At 61.4% G+C, this 22,722-nt stretch carries 27 protein-coding genes, 1 tRNA gene and 1 pseudogene; 18 read left to right on the top strand and 11 right to left on the bottom strand.

The window, feature by feature from the left end:
• Positions 1 to 490: 490 nt before the first annotated feature.
• The 6 genes from SE91_RS27485 to SE91_RS27455 all read left to right on the top strand — a co-directional run bounded on the left by SE91_RS27485 (position 491) and on the right by SE91_RS27455 (position 5,971).
• Positions 491 to 1,249, top strand: coding sequence for a DnaA N-terminal domain-containing protein (locus SE91_RS27485; RefSeq protein WP_061849871.1), 759 nt, complete (start codon positions 491 to 493; stop codon positions 1,247 to 1,249).
• 176 nt (positions 1,250 to 1,425) lie between these two features.
• Positions 1,426 to 1,677: a hypothetical protein gene (locus SE91_RS27480; protein ID WP_061849870.1), complete on the top strand. Its 252-nt coding sequence runs from the start codon at positions 1,426 to 1,428 to the stop codon at positions 1,675 to 1,677.
• Positions 1,678 to 1,804: 127 nt separating this feature from the next.
• A complete protein-coding gene (locus SE91_RS27475) occupies positions 1,805 to 2,467 on the top strand; it encodes an HK97 family phage prohead protease (RefSeq protein WP_061849869.1) in 663 nt (220 codons plus the stop codon).
• A complete protein-coding gene (locus SE91_RS27470; protein ID WP_061849868.1) occupies positions 2,464 to 3,606 on the top strand; it encodes a phage major capsid protein in 1,143 nt (380 codons plus the stop codon). The genes SE91_RS27475 and SE91_RS27470 overlap by 4 nt, the downstream gene beginning before the upstream one ends.
• 352 nt (positions 3,607 to 3,958) lie before the next feature.
• The gene (locus SE91_RS27460) at positions 3,959 to 5,524 is read left to right on the top strand and encodes a hypothetical protein (protein ID WP_061849866.1); all 1,566 of its coding nucleotides are present in this window, start codon (positions 3,959 to 3,961) and stop codon (positions 5,522 to 5,524) included.
• Positions 5,525 to 5,569: 45 nt separating this feature from the next.
• Positions 5,570 to 5,971, top strand: a complete 402-nt coding sequence (locus tag SE91_RS27455) for a hypothetical protein (protein WP_061849865.1) — start codon at positions 5,570 to 5,572, stop codon at positions 5,969 to 5,971.
• 42 nt (positions 5,972 to 6,013) lie between these two features.
• Here the strand turns inward: SE91_RS27455 and SE91_RS27450 are convergent, their stop codons facing one another.
• The 4 genes from SE91_RS27450 to SE91_RS27435 form a co-directional block, all read right to left on the bottom strand.
• A complete protein-coding gene (locus SE91_RS27450; RefSeq protein WP_061849864.1) occupies positions 6,014 to 6,490 on the bottom strand; it encodes a hypothetical protein in 477 nt (158 codons plus the stop codon).
• Between the two features lie 75 nt (positions 6,491 to 6,565).
• Complete coding sequence (locus SE91_RS27445; protein WP_061849863.1) at positions 6,566 to 7,072, bottom strand: hypothetical protein; 507 nt, start codon at positions 7,070 to 7,072, stop codon at positions 6,566 to 6,568.
• Positions 7,065 to 7,565 (bottom strand): hypothetical protein, encoded by a 501-nt coding sequence (locus SE91_RS27440; RefSeq protein WP_061849862.1) that lies wholly within the window; start codon positions 7,563 to 7,565, stop codon positions 7,065 to 7,067. Before SE91_RS27440 ends, SE91_RS27445 begins: the two co-directional genes overlap by 8 nt.
• Before the next feature lies 1 nt (position 7,566).
• Positions 7,567 to 7,899: a hypothetical protein gene (locus SE91_RS27435; RefSeq protein WP_061849861.1), complete on the bottom strand. Its 333-nt coding sequence runs from the start codon at positions 7,897 to 7,899 to the stop codon at positions 7,567 to 7,569.
• Positions 7,900 to 8,701: 802 nt separating this feature from the next.
• Between SE91_RS27435 and SE91_RS27425 the strand changes: the two genes are divergently transcribed.
• The 5 genes from SE91_RS27425 to SE91_RS27405 all read left to right on the top strand — a co-directional run bounded on the left by SE91_RS27425 (position 8,702) and on the right by SE91_RS27405 (position 11,183).
• Entirely contained in the window at positions 8,702 to 8,983 is a 282-nt protein-coding gene (locus SE91_RS27425; protein ID WP_061849859.1) for a hypothetical protein, read from the top strand.
• A gap of 67 nt (positions 8,984 to 9,050) precedes the next feature.
• On the top strand, positions 9,051 to 9,275 hold the full coding sequence (locus SE91_RS27420) for a hypothetical protein (RefSeq protein WP_061849858.1): 225 nt from the start codon (positions 9,051 to 9,053) through the stop codon (positions 9,273 to 9,275).
• 98 nt (positions 9,276 to 9,373) lie between these two features.
• Positions 9,374 to 9,892, top strand: a complete 519-nt coding sequence (locus SE91_RS27415; protein WP_061849857.1) for a hypothetical protein — start codon at positions 9,374 to 9,376, stop codon at positions 9,890 to 9,892.
• Positions 9,892 to 10,074 (top strand): hypothetical protein, encoded by a 183-nt coding sequence (locus tag SE91_RS27410; protein ID WP_061849856.1) that lies wholly within the window; start codon positions 9,892 to 9,894, stop codon positions 10,072 to 10,074. The genes SE91_RS27415 and SE91_RS27410 overlap by 1 nt, the downstream gene beginning before the upstream one ends.
• Positions 10,071 to 11,183 (top strand): tyrosine-type recombinase/integrase, encoded by a 1,113-nt coding sequence (locus SE91_RS27405; protein WP_061849855.1) that lies wholly within the window; start codon positions 10,071 to 10,073, stop codon positions 11,181 to 11,183. The genes SE91_RS27410 and SE91_RS27405 overlap by 4 nt, the downstream gene beginning before the upstream one ends.
• A 9-nt stretch (positions 11,184 to 11,192) precedes the next feature.
• Here the strand turns inward: SE91_RS27405 and SE91_RS27400 are convergent.
• Positions 11,193 to 11,277 (bottom strand) — tRNA-Leu (locus SE91_RS27400).
• A 156-nt stretch (positions 11,278 to 11,433) separates the two neighbouring features.
• On the opposite strand from SE91_RS27400, the gene SE91_RS27395 reads away from it, so the two are divergent.
• Entirely contained in the window at positions 11,434 to 11,973 is a 540-nt protein-coding gene (locus SE91_RS27395; RefSeq protein WP_061849854.1) for a disulfide bond formation protein B, read from the top strand.
• A 3-nt stretch (positions 11,974 to 11,976) separates the two neighbouring features.
• Here the strand turns inward: SE91_RS27395 and SE91_RS27390 are convergent, their stop codons facing one another.
• Together SE91_RS27390 and SE91_RS27385 are read right to left on the bottom strand one after the other, a co-directional pair.
• Positions 11,977 to 13,062, bottom strand: coding sequence for an AbrB family transcriptional regulator (locus tag SE91_RS27390; protein WP_061849853.1), 1,086 nt, complete (start codon positions 13,060 to 13,062; stop codon positions 11,977 to 11,979).
• Between the two features lie 99 nt (positions 13,063 to 13,161).
• On the bottom strand, positions 13,162 to 13,455 hold the full coding sequence (locus SE91_RS27385) for a PsiF family protein (protein WP_061849852.1): 294 nt from the start codon (positions 13,453 to 13,455) through the stop codon (positions 13,162 to 13,164).
• A gap of 203 nt (positions 13,456 to 13,658) precedes the next feature.
• Between SE91_RS27385 and SE91_RS27380 the strand changes: the two genes are divergently transcribed.
• The gene (locus SE91_RS27380) at positions 13,659 to 14,150 is read left to right on the top strand and encodes a hypothetical protein (protein ID WP_060737489.1); all 492 of its coding nucleotides are present in this window, start codon (positions 13,659 to 13,661) and stop codon (positions 14,148 to 14,150) included.
• A 55-nt stretch (positions 14,151 to 14,205) separates the two neighbouring features.
• On the opposite strand, the gene SE91_RS27375 is transcribed toward SE91_RS27380, so the two are convergent.
• Positions 14,206 to 14,754, bottom strand: a complete 549-nt coding sequence (locus SE91_RS27375; protein WP_061849851.1) for a TetR/AcrR family transcriptional regulator — start codon at positions 14,752 to 14,754, stop codon at positions 14,206 to 14,208.
• A gap of 103 nt (positions 14,755 to 14,857) precedes the next feature.
• Here SE91_RS27375 and SE91_RS27370 point away from each other — a divergent pair, with 103 nt between their 5' ends.
• The 3 genes and pseudogenes from SE91_RS27370 (at position 14,858) to SE91_RS27360 (ending at position 16,524) form a co-directional block, all read left to right on the top strand.
• Positions 14,858 to 15,286 (top strand): acyl-CoA thioesterase, encoded by a 429-nt coding sequence (locus SE91_RS27370; protein WP_061849850.1) that lies wholly within the window; start codon positions 14,858 to 14,860, stop codon positions 15,284 to 15,286.
• A 3-nt stretch (positions 15,287 to 15,289) separates the two neighbouring features.
• A pseudogene (locus tag SE91_RS27365) lies at positions 15,290 to 15,766 on the top strand (PaaI family thioesterase).
• A gap of 98 nt (positions 15,767 to 15,864) precedes the next feature.
• Entirely contained in the window at positions 15,865 to 16,524 is a 660-nt protein-coding gene (locus SE91_RS27360; RefSeq protein ID WP_061849849.1) for a DsbA family protein, read from the top strand.
• Between the two features lie 77 nt (positions 16,525 to 16,601).
• On the opposite strand, the gene SE91_RS27355 is transcribed toward SE91_RS27360, so the two are convergent.
• From SE91_RS27355 to SE91_RS27345, 3 genes are all read right to left on the bottom strand, one after another.
• Positions 16,602 to 16,808 (bottom strand): hypothetical protein, encoded by a 207-nt coding sequence (locus SE91_RS27355; RefSeq protein ID WP_008543249.1) that lies wholly within the window; start codon positions 16,806 to 16,808, stop codon positions 16,602 to 16,604.
• An 82-nt stretch (positions 16,809 to 16,890) separates the two neighbouring features.
• Positions 16,891 to 17,961 carry a carboxylesterase family protein gene (locus SE91_RS27350; RefSeq protein ID WP_061849848.1) on the bottom strand — a complete coding sequence of 357 codons (1,071 nt, stop codon included), beginning with the start codon at positions 17,959 to 17,961 and terminating at the stop codon, positions 16,891 to 16,893.
• A 20-nt stretch (positions 17,962 to 17,981) separates the two neighbouring features.
• Positions 17,982 to 18,953: a S1C family serine protease gene (locus SE91_RS27345; protein ID WP_061849847.1), complete on the bottom strand. Its 972-nt coding sequence runs from the start codon at positions 18,951 to 18,953 to the stop codon at positions 17,982 to 17,984.
• A 283-nt stretch (positions 18,954 to 19,236) separates the two neighbouring features.
• On the opposite strand from SE91_RS27345, the gene SE91_RS27340 reads away from it, so the two are divergent.
• Positions 19,237 to 20,655 (top strand): M20 family metallopeptidase, encoded by a 1,419-nt coding sequence (locus SE91_RS27340; protein WP_061849846.1) that lies wholly within the window; start codon positions 19,237 to 19,239, stop codon positions 20,653 to 20,655.
• A 260-nt stretch (positions 20,656 to 20,915) separates the two neighbouring features.
• On the top strand, positions 20,916 to 22,706 hold the full coding sequence (locus SE91_RS27335) for a peptide ABC transporter substrate-binding protein (RefSeq protein WP_061849845.1): 1,791 nt from the start codon (positions 20,916 to 20,918) through the stop codon (positions 22,704 to 22,706).
• Positions 22,707 to 22,722 lie beyond the last annotated feature (16 nt).

Here is a 22,722-nt window from a genome sequence, read left to right as displayed (position 1 = left end):
CCTTCGCCAAGGCTCCGGCGCGACAGCCTTCGCCGCTTCGCCCAGATGGAGTGGCGCTTGGCTTGCCAAGCCGTAGCTGCGAAGCAGCGAAGGCTGGTGCCCCTGGCCGGGCTCGATCAATTCGGAAAATTCAACGGCTTATTCCTGAGATTGTCCCGCCGATGCTCTATTGAACGGAAAAGGGATTTTTCAGCGCCTGTCCCGCCTGCCAACGTAGCCTTGCGGTCCTTGGAAAACGTTGAGGTCGTCCATTCGAGAGCGACGCGATGACCCTCCTGGCTCATCAGATCGCAGCGAAGGCAGCCGGCGGGAAAGTTTCCGTTGTTGTTTGCCGAGACCCGGCGGACGGGAGTGAGTCCTACAGCCCGTCCTACAACGCTGCGGGCGGCGCTGGGGTGCGCTGGCTTTCACCTCAGCGCTTCACGGATCGGGCGCATGCGGAGGCTGCTGCTGCGGTCCTGGCGGCCTTCCTCGGCGTAGAGGTGCGGCCGTGAAGGATCAGCACACCGCTCGAAAGCTCTGGTGCCTTGACCAGATCATGCGAGACAAGCGCGCGACGCATCTCGATTTCAGGCTCGCCTATTACATCGCCAGCACCACCGACAGAGCGACCGGGAAGGCAATCTTTAAGCAGGCCACCGCGGCCGAGGCATTGGGAGTAACCCGGCGCGCAATCCAACTTGCTGCCGATCGCCTCCGGTCCCTGGGCCATATCGAGATCGAGTTCACGCCTGGCAAAGGGCACGTCAACGCCCACCGTCTGCTACTTGAAAAGGCGAACGTGGCTTCGCCTTTTGAAGAAGAAAAGGCGAACTCAGGTGCGCCTTTAGATAATGAAAGGGCGAACGTAGCTTCGCCTTTTGCGCGCGGAAAAGGCGAACGGCCAGCACTCAAAAGGCGAACGGCTAGAACCGAAAAGGCGAACCGCCATTCGCACAATATCCCTTGTTTAATCCCTTGTTTAATCCCTACGCGCGTGCGCGAGGCGGCGATCGCTGAAGCGCTCGGCTCGCTCGGCGCGTCGCTGGAGCGCAGGCTAGGCCCTGATGTGGCGCGCAGCTGGTTCGGCAGGGCCAGCGTCGTCGACGTTGTCGGTGAAACGCTGACAATTGAGCTGCCGACCAAGTTCATCACAGATCGCGTTCGGCAGGATTTCGAGCTCGACGCTCTGGCTTGCTGCTCAGCGCTGGTGCCCAGCATCAAGGCCGTTCGTTTCGTGACCGCTCAGCTTGCGGGTGCGGCAGCATGAGTGCGGCTCTTTCACGTGAAACCCCTGCGGGGGGCATGCGAGATGTTCAGCGGCCTCGCTCCAGCGACCGGCGCTCAACCTCCATACGCAACGAAATCAAAAACCAAGAGGGGGGCATCGCAGTTTTTCAAGTTAGCGCTGTGCCACAGGCACTTTTTTCAAAGGGAAACAGGACAATGAGCGATACCGAGATGAAAAGCTTTTGCGACAAGATGGTCGAGGTTGCGGCCGAGGGCATGGAAGCGGCCGGCGCGCCGCTCGGCATGATCGTCGACCGCCTGGTGACCTACGGCGTGGCGCAGATGGTTGCTGTCGACGGCTCCGAGATCACTGCGCGCAACTTGCACATGATCGCGGAGAAGATCGGCGCGGGAGCTTTTGCACAGGTTACCGGGGAGAACGCACAGCGTTCTGGCGTGCGCCATTGACGGATTCGGCAACCAGGCATATTCGGGATTCGTCGTCATCCACGAATGTGGCCACCGACACCGCGAATGCGGCTCAATGCGAAGCTGAAACGTCCCTGCGGGGACTCGCAATTGCGCGCGGTGATCGATGACGATGAAATCCAGATATCTTCCGGCAGCGAGCTTCAAGTTTGCGGGCAATGGCTCGGAAATTGAAGGCTACGCCAGCGTTTTCGGGGAGCGCGATCTTGTTGACGACGTCGTCGCGGCAGGAGCCTACCGCAAGTCGCTGGACGCGCTCAAGACGGCGGGGCGGCCGCTTCCCATGCTGTGGGCGCACAACCAGGACGAGGTTATCGGCAGCTGGTCCGAACTGCGCGAAGACAGCATCGGGCTGTATGTCCGCGGTGCGATCAATACCGACGTGGAGAAGGGGCGCGAGGCGCTCGCGCTGGTGCGCAAGGGTGATCTGAGCGGACTTTCAATCGGCTATCTGGTGCCTGAAGGCGGCGCCACGCGGGTGGGCAAAACCACCTATCTCACCGAAATCAAGCTGCTCGAGGTCAGTGTCGTCGCCGTCCCGGCGAACGAAAGCGCGCGGATCGTCCTCAAAGATTTTGCCGACCTCGGCAAGTTCGCCGACTTCCTGCAGAGCGTCGGGGTATCCCGCCGCGAGGCCGAGTTCGTGGCCCGCAAAGCGTGGCCGGCGATCACCCAAACCGAGACTACCGAGCCTGACTATCAACCCCTCGCCGACCTGGTGAAGCAATCCACGGTCGAGATGAAGAAGCTGAAGGAGCTTTTCAAATGACCAAGCAGATCACGTCGGAAGAGCTCGCCGAAATGCTCGGCAAGCAGCACAACACCACCATCGAGGCTATGGAAGCGGCCGGCAAGTCCATCTCGGCTATTTCTGAACGGCTCGCCAGCGTGGAACAGCGTGTCCTCGAGGGCAGGACGAATGGTGGAGATGGCCCCGCAGCGGAGAAGACGCCGGGGGAAATGTTCGTCAGTGACCAAAAAGTCAAAGCTTGGCTTGCCGATGCGCCCCGTCACGGCCGCGTTGACCTCAAGATCAAGGCGACGCTTACCAGCTCCACTGCTGATGCCGCGGGATCCGTTGGCGCGGCCGGTGGGCAAGCATATCGCGATGCCCCTGTGATCACGCCGCGGCGCCGCCTACGCGTTCGCAGTCTCTTGCCCAAAGTGAATATCACCACCGGCCTTGTCGAGTGGCCCAGCATGAAGGGCCGAACGGAAGGCGCGGCCATGGTTGCGGAAGGCGCGGCCAAGCCGGCCTCCGATATGCAGCTCGAAATGAAGACCGCAACGCCCCGGGTCATTGCGCACTGGATGAAAGCGTCGCGCCAGATCCTCTCGGATGCACCGCAACTGCAAGGGCTGATCAACACCGAGCTCTTGGACGGCCTCGGCTTGAAGGAAGAGCAGCAGTTGCTGACGGGCGACGGCACTGGCCAGAACCTCTACGGGATGATTCCGCAGGCGACAGCATATGCCGCCCCTGTCACCATCGGGGACCTGAACATGGCGGACGTGATCGGCTTAGCTGCGCTCCAGGTGTCGAATGCGTTCTTTGAACCGGATGCCGCGATCGTCAATCCATCTGATTGGTGGTCAATGCGCCTGATGAAGAATTCCCAAGGTGACTACATCTTCGGACCGCCGAACGTCGACGTTACGCCGGTCATCTTCGGCCTTCCGCTAGTTGCCACGCCGGCAATGACTGCGCGGAAGTTCTTGGTTTCGCAGTTCCGGGTCGCAGCCACCATCTACGATCGGTGGGAAGCGCGCGTCGAAATCGCGACTGAGAATGAAGACGACTTCATCAAAAACCTCGTCACTGTCCTCGCGGAAGAGCGTTTGGCATTTGGTGTCAAGAACCCCAACGCTCTGGTCTACGGGGATTTTGACACCGCTTTGGCCGCCTAAAGGCCCCCTGGGGGCCGTTGAAAGTTCAGCGGATTCCAGGCGGCGACCGGCGCCCAAGTCTCACGCGCAATGCTGCAAGTTTTGAGGGTGGGGTACAAACGAATGCTTCAAGAGAAAAGGAAGCGAGGCGGTCAACCCGGGAACTTCAACGCCCTGAAGCATGGCCGACGGAGCCCCCGGAAGCGGGCAGAAAGGCGTGAGAAGTACCAGGCCGCTGCTGATGAACGTCGCGCGGGAGAAAAGGCCTGGGCGGCCGCGCTGCCGAAGACTGATTATGGCGCGATCTGTGACCTAACCGCAGCCCACGAGGCCCGGATGGTCCGAAAAATTCACTGATGAAAGGTTTCAAAAGATGGGTGCTATCACGGCGATTGCAGCGCAGGTTTTCCGCGAATGGGCGATAGATGGCGTTCCTTCCTCGGGCACGCACCGTCCTGATAAGGCTGATATTCGAGATCTCTTTAGGACGGTCGAACTCGGGATTGATCCCCAAGTCCGCGATCTCCGGTCATTTGGAGCGGCCGGCGACGGCGTCACAAACGACTATGCGGCGATCGTCGCCGCGATCGACTATTGCGTCGCCAACGATCTGACACTTGCGATCAGTGACGGCACCTATTGCCACGCCTCGACCATCCAGTGGGCGTATCCGCGATTTCGGGTGATCGCAACCGGCGCGAATGTGATTTTCAAGCATACCGGGACGGGGGTTGCACATTCCTTCAATGGGCTGGCAACGGGATCGCTAACCGAGGGCGTCTTTGCAAATGTGTTCGGCGGTCCGAACCGGATCCGCCTGCACGGCAACCCGGCCGGCGGAACGACAGGGTTGGTTTACGTCAATAACTGGCATTGGTCCGAGATGAAGATCTCGGGCCGTGATGCGCAGTATATCGTTTATGGCGCGAACTCAGGAGCTGGCCAGGGTGCATGCGTCGAATCGCTTTTCGACATTGATATTCGCCAAGGCAATGATGGTGTCGTCTTCGCAGTTAAGCCGGACATCGGGATCCGGATGGATATGTGCTATGCGTCCACGTTCATTCGGCCAACAGTCGAGCAGTGCGGGTCGAATGCTCAGCCAGCCGTTCAGTTCACAAACTCAAACGGTAACTTGATCCTTGGAGGCACATTCGAATCCAACCTGTCGACAGGTCTCTACATCGGTCCGGGCTGCAACCGCAACACGTTCATCAACCTTCACAACGAGGCGAACGGTTTGATCACCGTCGGCGCGGCCGATTTTAGCATTCTGGGTGACGACAATCGATTTATCAGTTGCGCGGGCGCTCAGACCCCCGGCGGTCAATACATCGCCGGGAATCGAAATGTCTTCACTAACTGTATGCTTCAGACCACAACGGTCGTCGCGACAGCCAATGGCACTCGTTTCGAGAACTGCCAACTACTTACCGCCTTCGTCGATAGCGGAATTGGTACTTCCGTCATCAACCCTAGCGATACAGGGATCACGGGCGCCTTTGACAATTCTGCGGTCTCACTGCGCAATAAGACCATTAACACCGCCAACGGAAACTCCGTGCAGGTGGACAGCATCGACATCGCAACCGCTTGGGCGACGTACACACCGACAATTACTTCCCAAGGCGGCACTCCGACGACTGTGTCAGCGAGCGGCCGGTGGAAGAGGATCGGCAAAACTGTGATCGTGGAAGTCACGATCGTGATTACAGACAAGGGCACGGCGACAGGGTCCATCACAGCAACCCTACCGATCAACGGCAGGGCTTCGACCTATGTCGGCACGGCTTATGAGCAAGCGGTGACAGGCAGATCAGGAAGCATGGTGATGATCAGTTCCGCCGTCGATCGCGCCAGATTGCTCCAGGCTGATGCGACGACGTTCTGGGCCAGTGGTTATACTGTGGTCGGAACGCTGACCTACGAAGTGCCGTAGCTCGGAGCCCTAGAATTGCTGCCGTGGTCAATGATAGAGTAGGCGATGCGAGAGCTTCTGAAAATAATGGCTGTAGGCGTCGCAATCCTCGCCGGCTGGTTCGCTTACGTTTGGTGGTTCAAGCCGAACGCCTTCGCGACGCCAGTGCGTGAGCTAGCGTTGATGGGCGTTCTGGAGGATTATCGCAGCCAGAAAGGTACGTATCCGGTTCTCAAGGAAACCGATGTTTCAGTAGCAGAGCTTGTTCAGATGTTGGCGCACAGCGGCTTCACCGTGCGACCGGACAGACTGAAACTTAATCCACAAGATCGCTATGTTTCGGTCACGGGTGAAAGCTATGGGCTGCTGTACAATTTCAGCCGGTCTGGGCAGCTCGAGACTTGTATTGTGGAAATGCGCGCGGTTCGCACCGGGTGGTGGGGACAACCGCCTCCCTGTCCCTGGTAGCGTCGTCGTGCAAGAGTGGTGTCAAATCTGACGGCAAGGACATCATGCGTGTTCTGCGGCTGGAAACGAAAAAAGAGGTTCGAACCGTTCGTCGACAATAATTCCCGCAGTCCATTTTGAGTAAGCCATCATCATCTGCGCTGTTGGTAGTTGCTCCAATTGGCCGGTCGCGAGATTAAACGTGCGGTATCCGCCCATCGAGTCTCGCACCCGCATGTAAATGCTACCGGCTGCACTTAGGAGATGACCATATGTGGCCGTGTCGTCGCTGATATCAGCGTGGTTCGCTCTTAGAATTGCGTTGGGGAATGACACAACTGCATCGTTAGGCAGCCCACCGATTGCAAGCCATGGCATGTGGCCGTTTGGCCTCTCCGGTGTCGACAGGATGATGGCGGCTCGCTTGGTGCCGTCTGTCACGCAGATACCAAACTCTGGCTTCTTGCGATCGAACCTGAAAAATCCTCCGACCGCCACTTCGTCGAAAGCCATTGCGACCCCTGGAATTTCCAACTTCATTCGAAGCTCCTTTCTTGCCGGTTAAAGATTGAGGGGACGGGCATTCAGATCGCTACAATGTTTTCGGGTTGGTAACTAGAAAAGTTCCTGGACTTCCTTCTCCAAGTTCTGATCTACGTAAATGCGTTTCATGGTGTCCACCATGACGATCGCGAGCGCGTTAATGTGGTCTTTTGCGCGTTCAAGGTCCTCGATGCTTACGAACCACTGCCGCAGCTCATACTCTTCTTTCGAAACTCGGTTATAGCGGCGGTACTCGAACATGTGGTTCATGGCCTTGTCCGTCGTGAGCATCACAAAGCCGTGGACCAAAAAATTTCTGACATCATCCCATTCAAGCAGCTTCTCGGCCATGGGCACGAGATCGGCAGCGTATTGGTTGAACGGCCCGGATTTTTCAGTCAGCGCTTTCGCGGCCTTAACTCGGTCCCTGAGAAGGTAGATAAAACGGCCATCAACCTTTTCGGCAAGGTCAGCCAGCAGAAACTCGCACTGTGCGAAGCTTGTGATAATCCGGCCGCGGCAATAAGTGGCGCGGTCAATCAGAGCGATCTGCCACGCGGGGGGCGCGCTATCATTCATCTCCCTGCTCCAGGTAGCCCCCGAGAAGTCGATCGAGGTCGCGTTTTTTGATCGACACCACGATCGAACGGTCGGTTTTCCATATGCGAGGTTGCGCGAATTTCCAATGGAGACGAAGCTCCATTTGGTTTTCAGGATCTATGCAATCGTAGTTGCCGGGCCTGAAGACTGGCAGTACGGCCTCTCCACTTGCGCCCAACGAAATGGTGGTTTCACCATCAAACATCGTTTGCAGTACACCCTCCACGGACTGCCCCTTGGCAACGCGCATCTTGCTGCGATCACCATCTTTCCATGAGACCAGAATGGGTCGATCACTAGAGTTCTTAACGAGTAGGAACGGGACTATCTGGCGGCTGCCCGGCATGAGCGGCCGAGCTACGATCACAGCCACGGGGAAATGTTTAACGTAACGGTCCCAAAGCAAAATGGTGATGGCCAGCAAGCCAGATATTGCGCCGATCGCCTTAGCTATCTCGTAAAGCGTATCCAACTCACCGGATCCATCGAAAAAGCGCGCCTACCCCATGCCAAACGGTCGCCCGGACCAGGGTGTCTGCAGCAGCCTCCACCAGCGGAATGTTCTCGGCTGGGAGACCAAGCTCTACCCTCAGTGCATCGAGGCTCTTTCGGGCGAGCGCAATACGGGCGGCGTTGTGCTTGGCCGCTCGCATGAACACCTCGTCTTGAGCTTCTTGGGGGAAATTGGCTACGCGGTCTTTGAGCCCGTTAATGAACGCATTCCACTTCGCCTGGCCTTCAGGGCCGCCGACCTTGGAGCGCAAGGCATCGCGCCAAAAGTCGTCGACGAGATCTTCAACCGCCATCTGCCCCTCCCAGGTGGTGGATATCTGAGCAAACCTACCGTGGCTTGTGGGCCAGCGAAAGTGCCATCGAGGCGTTTTACTCAACCCTCTTGGCTCATTTGGCGTTCCGCCTTCAGCCCAAGCTCTACAAGCCGGGGGATGACTTCTCAGGCGTGGGGCATGCCATCAGCGCGGCTTGCTTGTTTCGGCAAGCCCAGTCGTGGTAGGCCGCCCACCCCTGAGCTGCGGCCCCAACCCCGCCTATAACAGTGAAGATTGCGACTACCAGCGCAATCCAGAATTGCCCCCAAGTTAGGTCAAGCCGTCGACCGATGATTTCGACGGGTTTCCCATTCCAGTAGAGACGGCCGTCATTATCGATGCCGAGCCCGTCAGTTTCCTTCCAAGCGATTGGTCTAACCTCCTTAGGCCATCGGCTTTTGTCGATTGTCTGCAGGGGAACGCGCCTGAGCTCGTCCTCACGCTCTGCATTCTGTCGCGCAATTCGCTCCGCCTCGGTCTCCATTACTTTGCCTTTGCCTTCAGCCCTAGCTCCACAAGGCGGCGGATGGCTTCCGAGCGGCGGGGCGCGTCAGGTTGTCTTGCCGCCCAAGCGTCAACGCTCTCACGCAACTGGGGCGGTAGCCGGATAGCAGTCACAGGGTCTTGGCCGGTGGCAGGACGACCGGGACGTTTACGTACTACGTTTTTCGTTGACTGCGCCATAATACTTGTACTACGCTAATTTGGCTTGAAAAACAAGCGGCCCGCCGCGAGTGCTGTAACACCTGCGACAGGCCTGGCCCAAACTATGAGGTAATTCATGGCTCAGGTTGATTCTGAGAGTAGCACAGTTGCGTCAGCGCGGCCCGCTGGTGCGTCCTTCCCCACCGGCCTGGCTCGGCAGCAGCGGAGGCGCCGAAAAGCCCTCAAGACGCTCTCCCAGCTCAGGGAGGAGGCCTCCGCCGAGATCGACAGGCTGATTGCGTTTTTGGACGCCTCCGACGCCTACGTCGCCACTGAGCTGGAAGAGCAGGTCGACGACCAGCCCTGCGACTGGGACGAGCTCGAGGAAGACCAGGACGATGAATGGTCATTAGATTAGGCTGGACTATCGACGGTGTTTGGGGCGGGCACCGCGACCTCGAATGTCACGACGAAGGCGTGACAGCATGACCCTGATGATCACGACTTCGATGGTTCTCAGCTCTGAACGGGACATGTGGGCCGGCGAAACGCTCTCCCGCGACGGCCGGCGCTTCCGCTGGGTCTACATCGAGGGCGAGTTGCTGGATGTCGAGACGGTTGACGGCGACGGCATCCGCTGGCCAATGCGGACCGCGCCTGCCGAATTAGTAGCGGCGGTTAGGCGGGAGGCCCGGCGCCGGGCTCACTGACGCACAAGCCCGCCGGCTTATCACCGGCCGGCGGGTATCCCCAAAAAAAGCCTCGGTGTGACTTGATACCAATCTGGTGTTATGCGACACCATTGCCCATGGCATACTCAGACGACGTTAACTTCCCTCAGTTTCCTTCCGATCTTGCGTGCGAGGCCGCGGGCATTGATGCCGCAACCCTCAAGAACTGGATCAGCCGGAAAGAGCCGGCCGTTTTCATCGCGCCGAATGAGCGTGTTCAGATTGGGGAGCGAACTTCATTCCGTTTTACCCTGCGACGCGTGATGCAGCTCGCAATCGTGGCTGAGTTGAACAATTTCGGGATCGGGCCAAGCGACGCAGCATGGATGGCAGCTGAGTTTACGGACCAAGAGAACGATATGCAGACGCGGCGTGCCGGTGAACTATTCGAGAAAAATTACACCGTTCTAATAGTTGCCGGCTCTCACTTGTGCAGCCTGGTTAATGCCACTGCGGAGACAAGCTGGAGGCTGCTGCCGACGCTTTCGATGGCCCCTTCGGCCAGCAGCAACATCGTTGTGAACATAAATCGGATTGATATGAGGGTGCGGGTCGCTTTGGGACTGCCTGTTTGGGCTCGGGAGGGCGTGTTCTGATGTCTCGCCGCGCAGCAATCATCAGTCAAGCGGACATCGCACGGGTCCTCCGCGCATACCGCAATGAAGGCATCAAAGTCCGCACCAGAATTTTGCCTGACGGCTCCACTTCCTTCGAGCCGATCGCGAAGGAAGCTTCTGATGACGAAAGCCCGAACACGGATAAGGAAATCGTTCTGTGACGCAGATTAAGCTGCGCAGGTTGACGGTAGATACGAGCGAGAACATCACACGCTACTACGTGCGTTTGCCTGGTCAGCCGAAAGTGCGCATCTACGGGGAGCCCGGCTCAGAAGAGTTCATGGAAGCCTATCGCCGCGCGATAGGGGGCGACAAGGCAGTGGTTAGCAGGCCCGTGCCAACAAACTTTGCTCCTCATTCTCTCGGCCGCGCCATTCTCGGTTACTACACCTGCTCCAAGTACGAAGCTTTGGGCGAAAGCCGTAAGAGGTCACGCCGCCTGATCCTGAACAAGATCGCCGAAACTGCCGGGCAAGAACTTGTCAGGGACATTACAAAAGGCACCATTCAGAAGGGAATGGATCGCCGGGCGAAAACTCCAGCTGCGGCAAACGAGTTTCTCAAGAGCATGCGTGCCGTGCTCGACTACCTAGTCAGCGTCGACGAGCTCGAGGCGAACCCCGCTAAGCTTGTGAAGTACAACGCGATCAAAACGGATGGCTTCCATATCTGGACCATTGATGAAGTCGCGCGCTTTGTAGAGCATCACGGCTTGGGATCGAAAGCCGTCCTGGCGTTGGCGTTGCTACTGTTCACCGGGCAGCGGCGCGGCGACGTGATCAAGATGGGACCGCAGCATGTGAAGGATGGATCGATGCGCTTGCGGCGCGGGAAGAATGGCGAGAGTGGATCCATTCCCGTTCTGCCGCCGCTCCAAGCGGTGATCGATGCGAGCGAGATCGGCCATCTTACTTATCTGGTCACCGCGTTTGGGAAGCCCTTCAGCGACGCCGGCATCGGCAATTGGTTTCGCGATCGCTGCGACGAAGCCGGTCTCCCTCATTGCAGTGCGCATGGCCTGCGCAAGGCCGGCGCGACAATCGCAGCCGATCTAGGCGCAAGCGACGAACAGTTGATGGCGCTGTTTGGATGGCGCAGCCGGCGGCAGGTATCGACATACACGCGCGGTGCCAACCAAAAGAAGCTGGCTCACGAAGCCGGAAGTCGCATCGCGGCAGCACTAAAGATGAACGGAATTGTCCCGTTGTCCGGGACAGTTGAGTCCCAGCGGGACAAAACGACCAAAAAAGGCAAAGAGATCAAGCGATGAAAAGAGAGCTGGTGCCCCTGGCCGGAATCGAACCAGCACTCCTTGCGGAACTCGATTTTGAGTCGAGCGCGTCTACCAGTTCCGCCACAGGGGCCCTCGGTCGGCCGCTCGGAGGAGGGCGTCGCGAAGCCGGCGGACTATAGCCATGGACAGGACGGGGTCAACCCGCGCCAAAGTGATGCCGGCCGTTCTCGACAGCCGCATGGGGCGGAGTTAGCTAAGAGGTGCTACTGATCGGAGAGAGGCTGCCGTGACGATCCAGAGTGCCGCGATACCAGCATTCAAGCCGGCCGGCCCCGGTCCGGCGCTGACCGCCTCGCTGCTCGTCACCTTGATTGCCGCGGCCACGATCGCGGGCGCCTGGTTCTTCCAGCTCGTGCTGGAGATCTTGCCCTGTCCGCTCTGCCTGGAGCAGCGTTACGCCTATTATCTCGCGATCCCGCTCGGCCTCTTGACCGGCCTCGCGGCAAGAGCCGGCGCGCCGCGACCGTTGCTGCTGGCTGGGCTGGCGATCCTCGCGTTGGCGACGCTCGCCAATGCCGGTCTCGGCGCCTATCACTCCGGCGTCGAATGGGGATTTTGGAAGGGGCCGACCGATTGCTCCGGTCCCGTCGTCAATCTCGGCAATGCCGGCGATCTGTTCTCGCGGCTCGACACCGTGAAGGTGGTCCGCTGCGACGAGGTGCAGTGGCGTTTCCTCGGCCTGTCGCTCGCCGGCTACAACGTGCTGATCTCGCTGCTGATGGCCGCGATCGCGGCCTGGGGATTCGTGCGGACGGCGCAGCGCTAACGCTCAATCATCCACGTCGTCCTGCGTGCGCCCGAACAGGTGCACGATGCCGGGCGTTGCGATCGTCACGAAGACGAAGCGCGACAAATGGTGGGCGCCGACGAAGATCGGGTCGATGTGCAGCGTCAGGGCCAGCGCCAGCATGGCGTCCATCGCGCCCGGCGCGAAGGCGACAACGACGTCGGAGAATTTCACCTGCGTCGTTAGCGCGACGATGCCGACGAAGATGGCGGAGACGGCGATGGCTACCGTAAACGAGCCCAGCGCTGCATTGATATGGCCTGCGAGGGTCTTGATCCGCATCCGCGCAAAGCGGCTGCCGATCAGGGCGCCGATGCCGACCAGCGCCATGCCGCGCATCCAGTCCGGCAGGCCGCCCTCGACCCAGCCTGCGCCATGCAGCGCGCTGGAGGCGATCATCGCGCCGAACATCCAGCTCGCCGGAAATCTGATCAGCCGCAGGACCAGCGCCACGGCCAGCGAGGCTACGGCCAGCTCCACCAGGTCGAGCGGCGAGGCGATCGTCGTCGTCAGCGACGGCGCGACAGATGGCGCGACCCCTGCAATCGCCAGCACCATCGGCAGCGCCGCGGTGAGGATGATGACACGCAGGGTCTGCACCACCGCGATGCCCGGCAGGTTGGCCCCGCGCTCGACCGCCAAAATCGTGATCTGTGACAGCGCGCCCGGGCTGCCGGCGAGGAAGGCCGAGGTGCGGTCCCAGCCATGGATGCGCTGGAGGTAATAGCTCGAGCCGAAGGTCGAGCAGAAGGTCGCGAGCGCGAGCAGGCCGATGGTGACGGGATAGGCGCTGACCTGCTGGAGCAGATGGCGCGAGACGACCGAGCCCAGCGAGATGCCGAGCAGCACCAGCACGGTCTGGGTCAGGATCAGCGGCAGCGTCAACTGACGGCCGGCGATCGCGGCGATCGCGACCGCGATCATCGAGCCCGAGATCAGCCCGCCGGGAAGGCCGGCGAACAGGAATACGAGCCCACCCGCGGTGCCGATGACGAGCGTTTCCACCGTGCTCATGATACTGGCACGTGTCGGCCATTCGGACGGCAGGGAGGCGACGATCTGTTTCACGCCGCCTTATCGCAAATCAGCGCGAGGCGCACAATTGCAGGCTCGTCATGCCGCAATGCGCGCACCTCTCGCTGATGCTCGCAGGGAATCGCGACGGACTTACTTTTTGTCGGCTGCGGGTGCGGCGGGCGCTGCGGGGGTTGTAGCGCCGGCCCTCGCTTCCTTCTTGCACTCGCGGCGGAATTTCTTGCGCTCCTTGCCCTTCAATCCCTTGGCGTCCGCCTGCCTGGAGCATTCCAGCGATTCCGCTGACCGCTCCTTCGTCGCCTTCTTGTCGGCGGTGACGGCGGCAGCGTCGGTCTTGGCCGCCGGCGCGGCGGTTTGCGCGAAGGCGGTGCCGGCGACGAGCAGGGAGGCGAGGGCGATGGCGGCGAGGCGGGACGTGACGGTCATGTGGTGCACTCTTCTTGCGAGAATTGCGAAGGAACGGGACCGTCGGCCTGCGTTGCTGAACGCGACATGAATGATGAGTGCCGACGGGATCACTATATTTTGCCGGCGCAACTCATCGCATCCTTGTCGCAAGCGGCCGGCACGCTAGGATAGCAATGTTCGTTTCACTTCCGTCGAGGAAGACCAAGGAGGAGACCCAAGGGATGACCATTCAAACGAAATTGTTGTGCGTGATTGCAGCGTCGGGTGTCGCGGCATTGGTGGCGAGCGCGCCGGCGCAGGCGCTGACCTCGCAGGAATGCAGCGCGAAATATCAGGCGGCCAAGAAGGACGGCTCGCTCGGCACCATGAAGTGGAATGACTTCCGCAAGGCCCAGTGCGGTGCCGACGCAACGCCTGCCGCTGCGCCGACCGCGGCGGCGCCGGCCGCCCCCGCAGCTCCCGCCGAGCCGAAGCAGGCGAAGAAGGAGGCCACACCCGCCGCCGCACCGGCGCTGCCGGCAGGACCTGCGATCTATCCGAACGCGGTCGATCCAAAATATGCCAAGGAGACTCCCGGCAAGGCACGCCTGCACACCTGCGTCGACCAGTACAATGCCAACAAGACGACCAACGGCAATGGCGGCTTGAAATGGATCCAGAAGGGCGGCGGCTATTACAGCGAATGCACCAAGAAGCTGAAGGGCGCCGCCTGAGCTTCGAGACGACGCGACATTGCGATGGCCGGAGCCGAGCTCCGGCCATTGCTCTTTAATCCAACAGCTTCTCGGCCGATTTCGCCACCAGCTGCGAGCGCTTGCGTGGGCCGCGCTCGACGAACAAGAGACTCTGGCCGAAGATGAAGCAGTAGAACAGGAAGGCCTGTGCCTCGGCCTCTTCGGCCTCGAGCCCGGTTGCGCGATAAAGCTCGGTGACATGCGCGAGCCGCGCTGCGTCCACGCTCGCCGCCGCCGCCGCCGCGCCCTCGTCGGAACGGGCCCATTGCCGGATCGCGAGCTCGATCGCCATGGCTGCCGGGTTCAGCCGCTCGGAATAGAGCTGGATCACCGCCTTCAAGCGCTCGCGTGGCTCTTGTCCGTCGAGACTCGTCTGCTGCGCGATCGCCGCCGTGCGCCCCTCGCGCCAGCGCTCCAGCATGGTTTCGAGCAGGGCGGCCCGGTCGGCAAAGCGGCGATAGAAGCCGCCCTTGGTGACGCCGAGATTCTTGGCGAGCACCTCGACCCGCACGCCCTCGACCCCGGAGCGGGCGAGCTCGGCAAAACCTGCCTCGACCCAGACATCGCCCTTGCCGTCGCTCATAAGGAAGCCTCGCCGATTCTCGATACGGTGCCGTATTGCTAGCGCGGCAGAGCTCTGATACGCTACCGTATCAACGATAAAGGATGAACAGGGAGCAATGGCGATGGAGCAGGAGGCGACCTATCGCGGCACGGTCTATCCGTGGCAATGCGATCACGTCGGCCACATGAACATCATGTGGTATGTCGGCAAATTCGACGAGGCCAACTGGAATCTGTTCGCCCGGCTCGGCCTGACGCCGAGTTACTTGCGCAACTCCGGCCGCGGCATGGCCGCGGTACAGCAGAGCATCACCTACAAGCGCGAGCTGCTCGCCGGCGACATCGTCGAGATCCGTAGCCACCTGCTCGAGCTCAAAGACAAGTCGATCCGCTTTCGGCACGAGATGAGAAACGCCGAGACCGGCGAGATCGCCGCGACGTGCGAGATCACGGGCGTGCACATGGATCGCAGCCAGCGCAAGTCCACGCCGTTCGCCGATGTCATCCGCGAAACTGCGTCGCGTCATCTCGCCGAGCCGGTCGAGGTGTAAGCCATGGCCGCGTTCGAACCAAAGGACCCGGGCTATCGGGCGGCCCCATCGCCATGTTCAATGGCCAGCCTGCGATGCAGACGCTCGGCATCGTGATCGTACGCCTTGCGCCGGGCGAAGTGGAGCTGGCGATGCCGTATTCGGCCGCCTTCACGCAACAGAATGGTTTTGTCCATGCCGGTATCATTACCGCAGGCCTCGACAACGCCTGCGGCGTCGCCGCCTTCACGCTGATGCCGCGCGACGCGGACATCCTCACGGTCGAATTCAAGACGACGTTGCTTGCGCCTGCGCGCGGCACGCGTTTCGTCTTCAAGGCCGAGGTCGTCAAGCCCGGCCGCACGCTGACCTTCTGCGAAGCCAGGGCCTTTGCCGAGCACGAGGGCAAGACGACGCTGATCGCGACCATGACGGGGACGTTGATGGCGATGCTGCCGCGCGCCTGAGGCTTCGCAAGCGCCGGCCGCGAACCGCGCGTAGCCTGGCGATGACATTGTGCCTGCAAGGCTCTATACCGGCCGTAACAATTCCTGGTCCCGAACCGTATCTGCGGCGATGGGCCCGAAACGGGACGAGATATGGCTGGATTTGGGAACAAGGGCCGTCTCATGACGCGGCGCGCGGCGCTGACGCTGATCGGCGCGGGTGCTTTGGCGGCGGGCGGCATCACCTCGGCTTGGGCCGCCGGCGATGACGACGAGGTGCTGACCGAAGCCAAGGTGCTGCGCGATCCCGACACGCCGGTTGCCGGCAATCCCGAGGGCAATATCACCATCGTCGAATGGTCCGATTACAATTGTCCCTATTGCCGCAAGCTCGAGCCCGAGCTGCGCCAGGTGGTCCAGGACGACGGCAAGGTGAGGCTGGTGATGAAGGACTGGCCGATCCTCGGGCCGGTCTCGGTCACGGCGGCGCGGAGTGCGCTCGCCGCCAAATTCCAGGACAAGTATCATCCGGCCCACGACGCCCTGATCGGCGTCAGCTCGCGCCTGACCGAGCCGCGCATCAACGAGCTCCTTGCCGGTGCCGGCGTCGACATGGACCGCCTGAAACGCGATCTCACCGACCGGGGCAGCGACATCGACGCGCTGCTCAAGCGCAACAACGATCAAGCCGAAGCCTTCGGCTTCCGCGGCACGCCGTCCTTCATCGTCGGCAAGTACCGCGTCCCGGGTGTGCTCAGCATGAACGAGTTCGAGCAGGTCATTGCCGACGCACGCAAGGCCAAGATGAACTGAGCCGCGCGGTCCATCGCGCAACACAAAGGCGCCGCCGCGGAGTTCGCGACGGCGCCTTGTTTCATGGTGAAGCGTCGTTACTTCGACGAGATCCGGACCCAGTCCTTGTGCGCGCGGTCGCGCAGCGCGTCGAAGTCAGCCTTGGCGACGTCCCAGTTCACGATGGTGCGGTTGGTGGAAGCTACCTCGCCCCTGGCGACCGATGATGTCTGCATGGAATCATAGACGTAGACGCCGCCCGCAAGCAGCAGCGCGCCCAGGATCATTCCAAAAAAAGTCTGCATGGTGAACCCTCCGGTGACCGGCGATAACGTCGGCCCGGAGTGATGGTTCCGCGACAGTACGGCGCGGGTAAGGACGAGTCGTTCACGTCCCATTCAGCCATTCCAGCAGCTCCGCGTTGATCTCGCGCGGATAGGTGTGGCTGAGGTCGTCGATCTCGCGATAGGTCACATCGGCGCCGGCGGCCGAGAGCGCCGACTGCGTCTGGCGCGCGGTCTGCACCGGAAACATCCAGTCGAGCTTGCCGTGCGTGATGAAGACGGGCAGGCCCTGCAGGCGCCCGGCGTCCGCCATCTCTGCCATCAGCGGATGGAAGGTCGCCGACACCGGCGCGAGATGGGTGAAAGGCGAAGCGCCTTCGAGACCGGTAACGTAGCAAAACGTGCCGCCATCACTCATGCCGGTCAGCAGCATGCGTGAGGTATCGATAGCCCAGCGGCTGCGCACGATCTCGAGGATGCGCATGAGGTTGGGCGTGTCGGCGTCTTCGCCCATAAGCGCCCAGGTCGGACCGGTCGCAGTCGGGGTTACCAGGATTGCACCGAGACTGCGCGCGTCGCGCAGCCAGCTCCACAGGAAGCCGCGACCGTTGCCGCTGCCACCATGCAGCGCCATCACCAGCGGCATCGACCGGTCGGACCTGTAATATTCGGGCACATAGACCGAGAAGCCGCCGCGGCTGCCGGGCTCGTTGTGGTCGTGAAAGATGCCGGTGTGCTCGCTCGCACTGGTCTCCAGCCGAGCCAGCAAATCGGCATTCTCGCGATTGGCGGCGTTGAGGAAGAAGCTGCTCACGGGAGGAAACTGCGCCGCCAGCGGATAAAGCGCCTCCTGTGCGCGCGGCACATGGCGTAGCGCGCGGAACACCGCGACCAGATCCCCATTGCCGCGCTCGACGTCGCGAATACCGGCAAAAGCGGCGAGCGTCTCGTCGCAGGCACGATCGAGCTGGCCGCGCAGTCCGGCGAACTGCTCCGGCCACGCGCCGATCTCCGCGCGCGCCGTTTGCAGCACCTCGTCCGGCGCACCGATCGCGTTCATCACAGAAGCAAAGGCGGGCGGATGCAGGTGCCGCTGGAAGAAGCCCAACGCTTCCAGCGCATTGAGCAGCGGCGGCAGCACGGCCACGATGTCGTCCACCACGGCCTCTGTCATCGCGGCTTCCTCGGTTGGGTTCAATGCAGCTTCGGCGCCTTCAACAATTTGAAGCGGTCGGTCGACGTCACCGTGACGTCGAAGGTGACGCCTTCGTGATGCACGGTGAGCGGCACGTCGACACCGGCGGCGCCGAGTGCCCACATCTTCTTGTAGAACGCGGTCTGGCTCGTGATCTTGTCGCCGTTCACGGCTAGGATGACGTCGCCGGTCTTGAGCTCGGCACGGGCGGCCGGACCATTGGCGGAGATCCCGATCACCACCACGCGGTTGTCGATCTCGGTCGAGTAGAGACCGAGCCAGGGCCGTGCCGGCTTGTTGACGCGGCCGAATTTGCGCAGGTCGTCGAGGATCGGCTTCAGGAGGTCGATCGGCACGATCATGTTGACGTGCTCGGCCTTGCCGTCGCGTTCGCGTTCGAGCTGAAGCGAGCCGATCCCGATCAACTCGCCACGTTCATTGAGCAGCGCCGTCCCGCCCCAGTTCGGATGTGCGGGATAGGTGAAGACGGCCTCATCCAGCAGATACTCCCAGTAGCCGGCGAATTCCTGCTTGGCCACGATCTGGCTCGCGACCGAACGCGTGCGGCCGCCGGCGCCGCCGACCACGACGCGGTCGCCGATCCGGGTTTCCGCCGAATTGCCGAGCCGCAAGGGCTCGATGTCGAGGTGGCCGAGCGCCTGCACGAGGCCGAAGCCGGTGACGGAATCGAAGCCGAGCGCATGCCCTTCGACCACGCGCCCGTCGCCGAGATGCAGCCAGACGGATTCTGCCTCGGTGATGAGGTAGCCGATGGTGAGCACCAGACCGTCGTCGATCACAACGCCGTTGCCGGCGCGTTCGGTGCCCAGCGTCTCGGCGCTAAAAGCGTCCGGCGGGATGATGGCGTGCAGGCCGACGACGGAGCCGAGCGCGCTGTCGAGATCGAAACCATAGTCGCTCGCACGCGGCTGGTTCGCCGGCGGCACTCTCCATTCAGTCAGTGCGGGCATGGAGTTCTCCTGGCTGAGAGCATCGCTCCGCCGTAATCCGCGGAACGAAGCGCGAAGCACGCATAATTTAGGCCGGAGCAGGCCGTCTTGAAAGCCTCGGTCAGCAACTATTCGAGAGATCGCCGTGTGAAATCTTCGAAAGGCACGAAAACACCTCGGGCACAGGGGACGTCATACGATTCGGCCGCCGCCGCATGGCTGCTGTCCGGCGAGGTGCTAGGCGCCGTGCAACGAAGCTGCTAACCATTGCCGCTTCGTTGAACTTGGGATCACGGACCGAAGCATGGATAACCGCAGCGACATCTGGCGTGGCGTCGACACGATCAAGGCACGTTTCATCGACCTCAGCGACAGGGTCTGGGGCATGCCCGAAGTGTGCTACACCGAGGCGCGGTCCGCCGCCGAGCATCTCGCCGAACTGCGTCATCAGGGTTTCCGCATCACCGAGAATGTTGCCGGCATTCCGACGGCGGTGATGGGCGAATGGGGCGAGGGCGGTCCTGTCATTGCCTTCATGGGTGAATATGACGCGCTGCCGGGATTGAGCCAGGAGGCGGGTGTCGCCGAGCATCGTCCGATCGAGGCTGGTGGCCATGGTCATGGCTGCGGACATAATCTGCTCGGTTCCGCGGCGTTGCTCGCCGCGACCGCGGTGAAGGACTGGCTGGCCGAGAACAAAGTGCCGGGACGCGTGCGCTATTACGGCTGCCCTGCAGAAGAGGGTGGCGCGGCCAAGGCTTTCATGGTGCGCTCCGGCGCGTTCGAAGATGCCGACATCGCCATCACCTGGCATCCGCACAGCTTCTGGGAAGTCGCGGTGACGCCCTCGCTCGCCAACACGCGGGCGGACTTCATCTTCACCGGCCGCACCTCGCATGCGGCCGCCTCGCCGCATCTGGGGCGCTCCGCGCTCGATGCCGTCGAGCTGATGAATGTCGGCGTGAACTACATGCGCGAGCACATGCCGAGCGACGCGCGCGTGCATTATGCGCTGCTCGACACCGGCGGCATCGCGCCCAACGTCGTGCAGGCCCATGCGCGCGTGCGCTATTCGATCCGCGCCCGCGATCTTCCCGGCATGAACGAGCTGGTCGAGCGCGTGTCCAAGATCGCGCAGGGCGCAGCTCTGATGACCGAGACCAAGATGGAGATGAAGATCATCTCCGCGGTCTCCAACATCTTGCCGAACGGACCGCTGGAACAGGCGCTGCACCGGGTGATGGAAGAGCTCGGGCCACCGCATTTCGACGAAGCGGACAAGGGCTTTGCCAGCCAGATCCGTGCGACGCTGAGCGACAAGGACATCTCCTCGGTCAATTACGCGATCGGGATGGAGCCGACCGATCGGCCGCTGGCCGACTTCCTGGTGCCGCTGGATGCCAAGCGCAACCCGCTGGTGGGGTCCACCGATGTCGGCGACGTCAGCTGGGTGGTGCCGACCGTGCAGGTTCACGCACCGACGGTTGCGATCGGCACGCCGTTCCACACCTGGCAGGTGGTGGCCCAGGGCAAGAGTGCCCATGCGCACAAGGCGATGGTGCAGGCGGCCAAGGCGATGGCCGGTCTCGGCATCAAGGCGCTGACGGATTCGGAGCTGATCAGGGCCGCCAAGGCGGATCTTCAAAAGCGGACGGCGAAGACGCCTTACGTCTGTCCGTTGCCGGATCACGTCGTGCCGCCGCTCGACATGTCCGTGGCGTAGAATTCGCCTCGATACTTCGTCTGATCCGGCGAACAAATTTTCCGCAGTGCAGCGCGCAATCCAGCATGTTTTGATGCTGGATTGCCGAACGGATGGGCTGCCGGAACGCCGTTTTGCCCAACAGACAGCCACAAGACCGTTTGCACACACACGGTCCCAGTTGACGTGCACCCCATTCAGTGTGCCATCTACTGCCAGCCAAATGGGCAGCCGCGCGTCACGGCCGCCTTCATCATATGGGAACCAGACGGGGGACAACCATGCTGGATAAAGAACTGCGTTCGATGATCGGTCAGGTGAAGGACGGGCGTATGGATCGCCGTGCCTTCATCAAGCACATGGCTGCCGTCGGTCTCACCGCACCCTTGGCCAACCAGGTCCTCGCGCTCGGCGGTGTTGCCATGGCCCAGGGCACGTCCACCTATAAGCCGACCAAGCGCGGCGGTGGCGGTGCATTGAAGCTGTTGTGGTGGCAGGGTCCGACCCTGCTCAATCCGCATTTCGCCACCGGCACCAAGGACCAGGACGGCTCGCGCCTGTTCTACGAGCCGCTCGCCTGCTGGGACCCGGACGGCAACATGAAGCTGGTTCTGGCGTCCGAGATTCCCTCGACCCAGAATGGCCTGCTGGCCGTCGACGGCAAGTCGGTGACGTGGAAGCTGAAGCCCGGCGTGAAATGGCACGACGGCAAGCCGTTCACGGCCGACGATGTCGTATTCACGTGGCAGTACATCAAGGATCCGGCCACTGCGGCCGTGACCATCGCAAGCTACCGCGACCTTAATGTCGAGAAAATCGACGATCTCACGGTCAAGATCACTTTCCCGAAGCCGACACCGTTCTGGGCGGACGCCTTCGTTGGAGCCCCGAACACCATTCTCCCCAAGCACCTGTTTGCCGACTATACGGGCAGCAAGTCACGGGAAGCGCCGACCAACCTTTCTCCGGTCGGGACCGGTCCCTACAAATTCGTCGAGTTCAAGCCGGGCGATCTCATCCGCGGCGTGATCAATCCCGACTATCATATGGTCAACCGGCCCTACTTCGATACGATCGAGATGAAGGGCGGCGGTGACGCGGTCTCGGCCGCGCGTGCCGTGATTCAGACCGGCGAATATGATTTCGGCTGGAACATCCAGGTCGAGGACGACGTGCTGCTGCGCCTGGAGAAGGGCGGCAAAGGCAAGACGGTTTATGCCGTTGGCGGCGACACCGAGTTTATCGCGCTCAATTTCACCGATCCGAACGTCGAGGTCGACGGCGAACGTTCGTCGATGAAGACCAAGCATCCGCTGTTCTCGGATCCCGTCGTGCGCAAGGCGCTGTCCCTGCTGGTCGACCGAGAATCCGTCAAGAAGGCGATCTACGGCCGTGCCGGCCGCACCACCGCGAACTTCCTCAACGGCCCCGAAAAGTTCGTATCCAAGAACACGAACTGGGAATTCAACATCGAGAAGGCTGCCAAGATGCTGGACGACGCCGGCTGGAAGCCCGGCGCCGACGGCATCCGCGAGAAGGACGGCAAGAAGCTGAAGATCCTGTACCAGACCTCGATCAACGGTCCGCGCCAGAAGACCCAGGCCATCGTCAAGCAGGCCTGTCAGAAGGCCGGCATTGAGGTCGAGTTGAAGTCGGTCGTCGCCTCGGTGTTTTTCTCCTCCGACGTCGCCAATCCGGACACCTATCCGAAGTTCTACGCCGACATCGAGATGTTCCAGATCCCGCTCAGCCAGCCGGATCCGTCGCAGCACATGCGCCGCTACCTGTCCACCAGCGTCGCCACCAAGGAGAACAAGTGGCAGGGCACCAACTTCCCGCGCTGGGTCAACAAGGACTATGACGACGCAATCAACGCGGCCGACATGGAGATGGACCCGGTCAAGCGCGCCGCGCACTACATCAAGGCCAACGACCTGATGTGGCAGGACACCGTGTTCATCCCCGTGATGCATCGTCTCAAGGTCGAGGCGGCCGCGAACAATTTGCGTCCGGTGATTTCAGGTTGGGCCAACGAAACCGACAATCTGTTCGACTGGTACCGCGAGGAATGATCCCCCAAAACTAGAC

The organism is Bradyrhizobium sp. DOA1, assembly GCF_001593325.1.
Lineage (GTDB): Bacteria > Pseudomonadota > Alphaproteobacteria > Rhizobiales > Xanthobacteraceae > Bradyrhizobium.
This window is presented reverse-complemented; position numbering and strand designations above follow the sequence as displayed.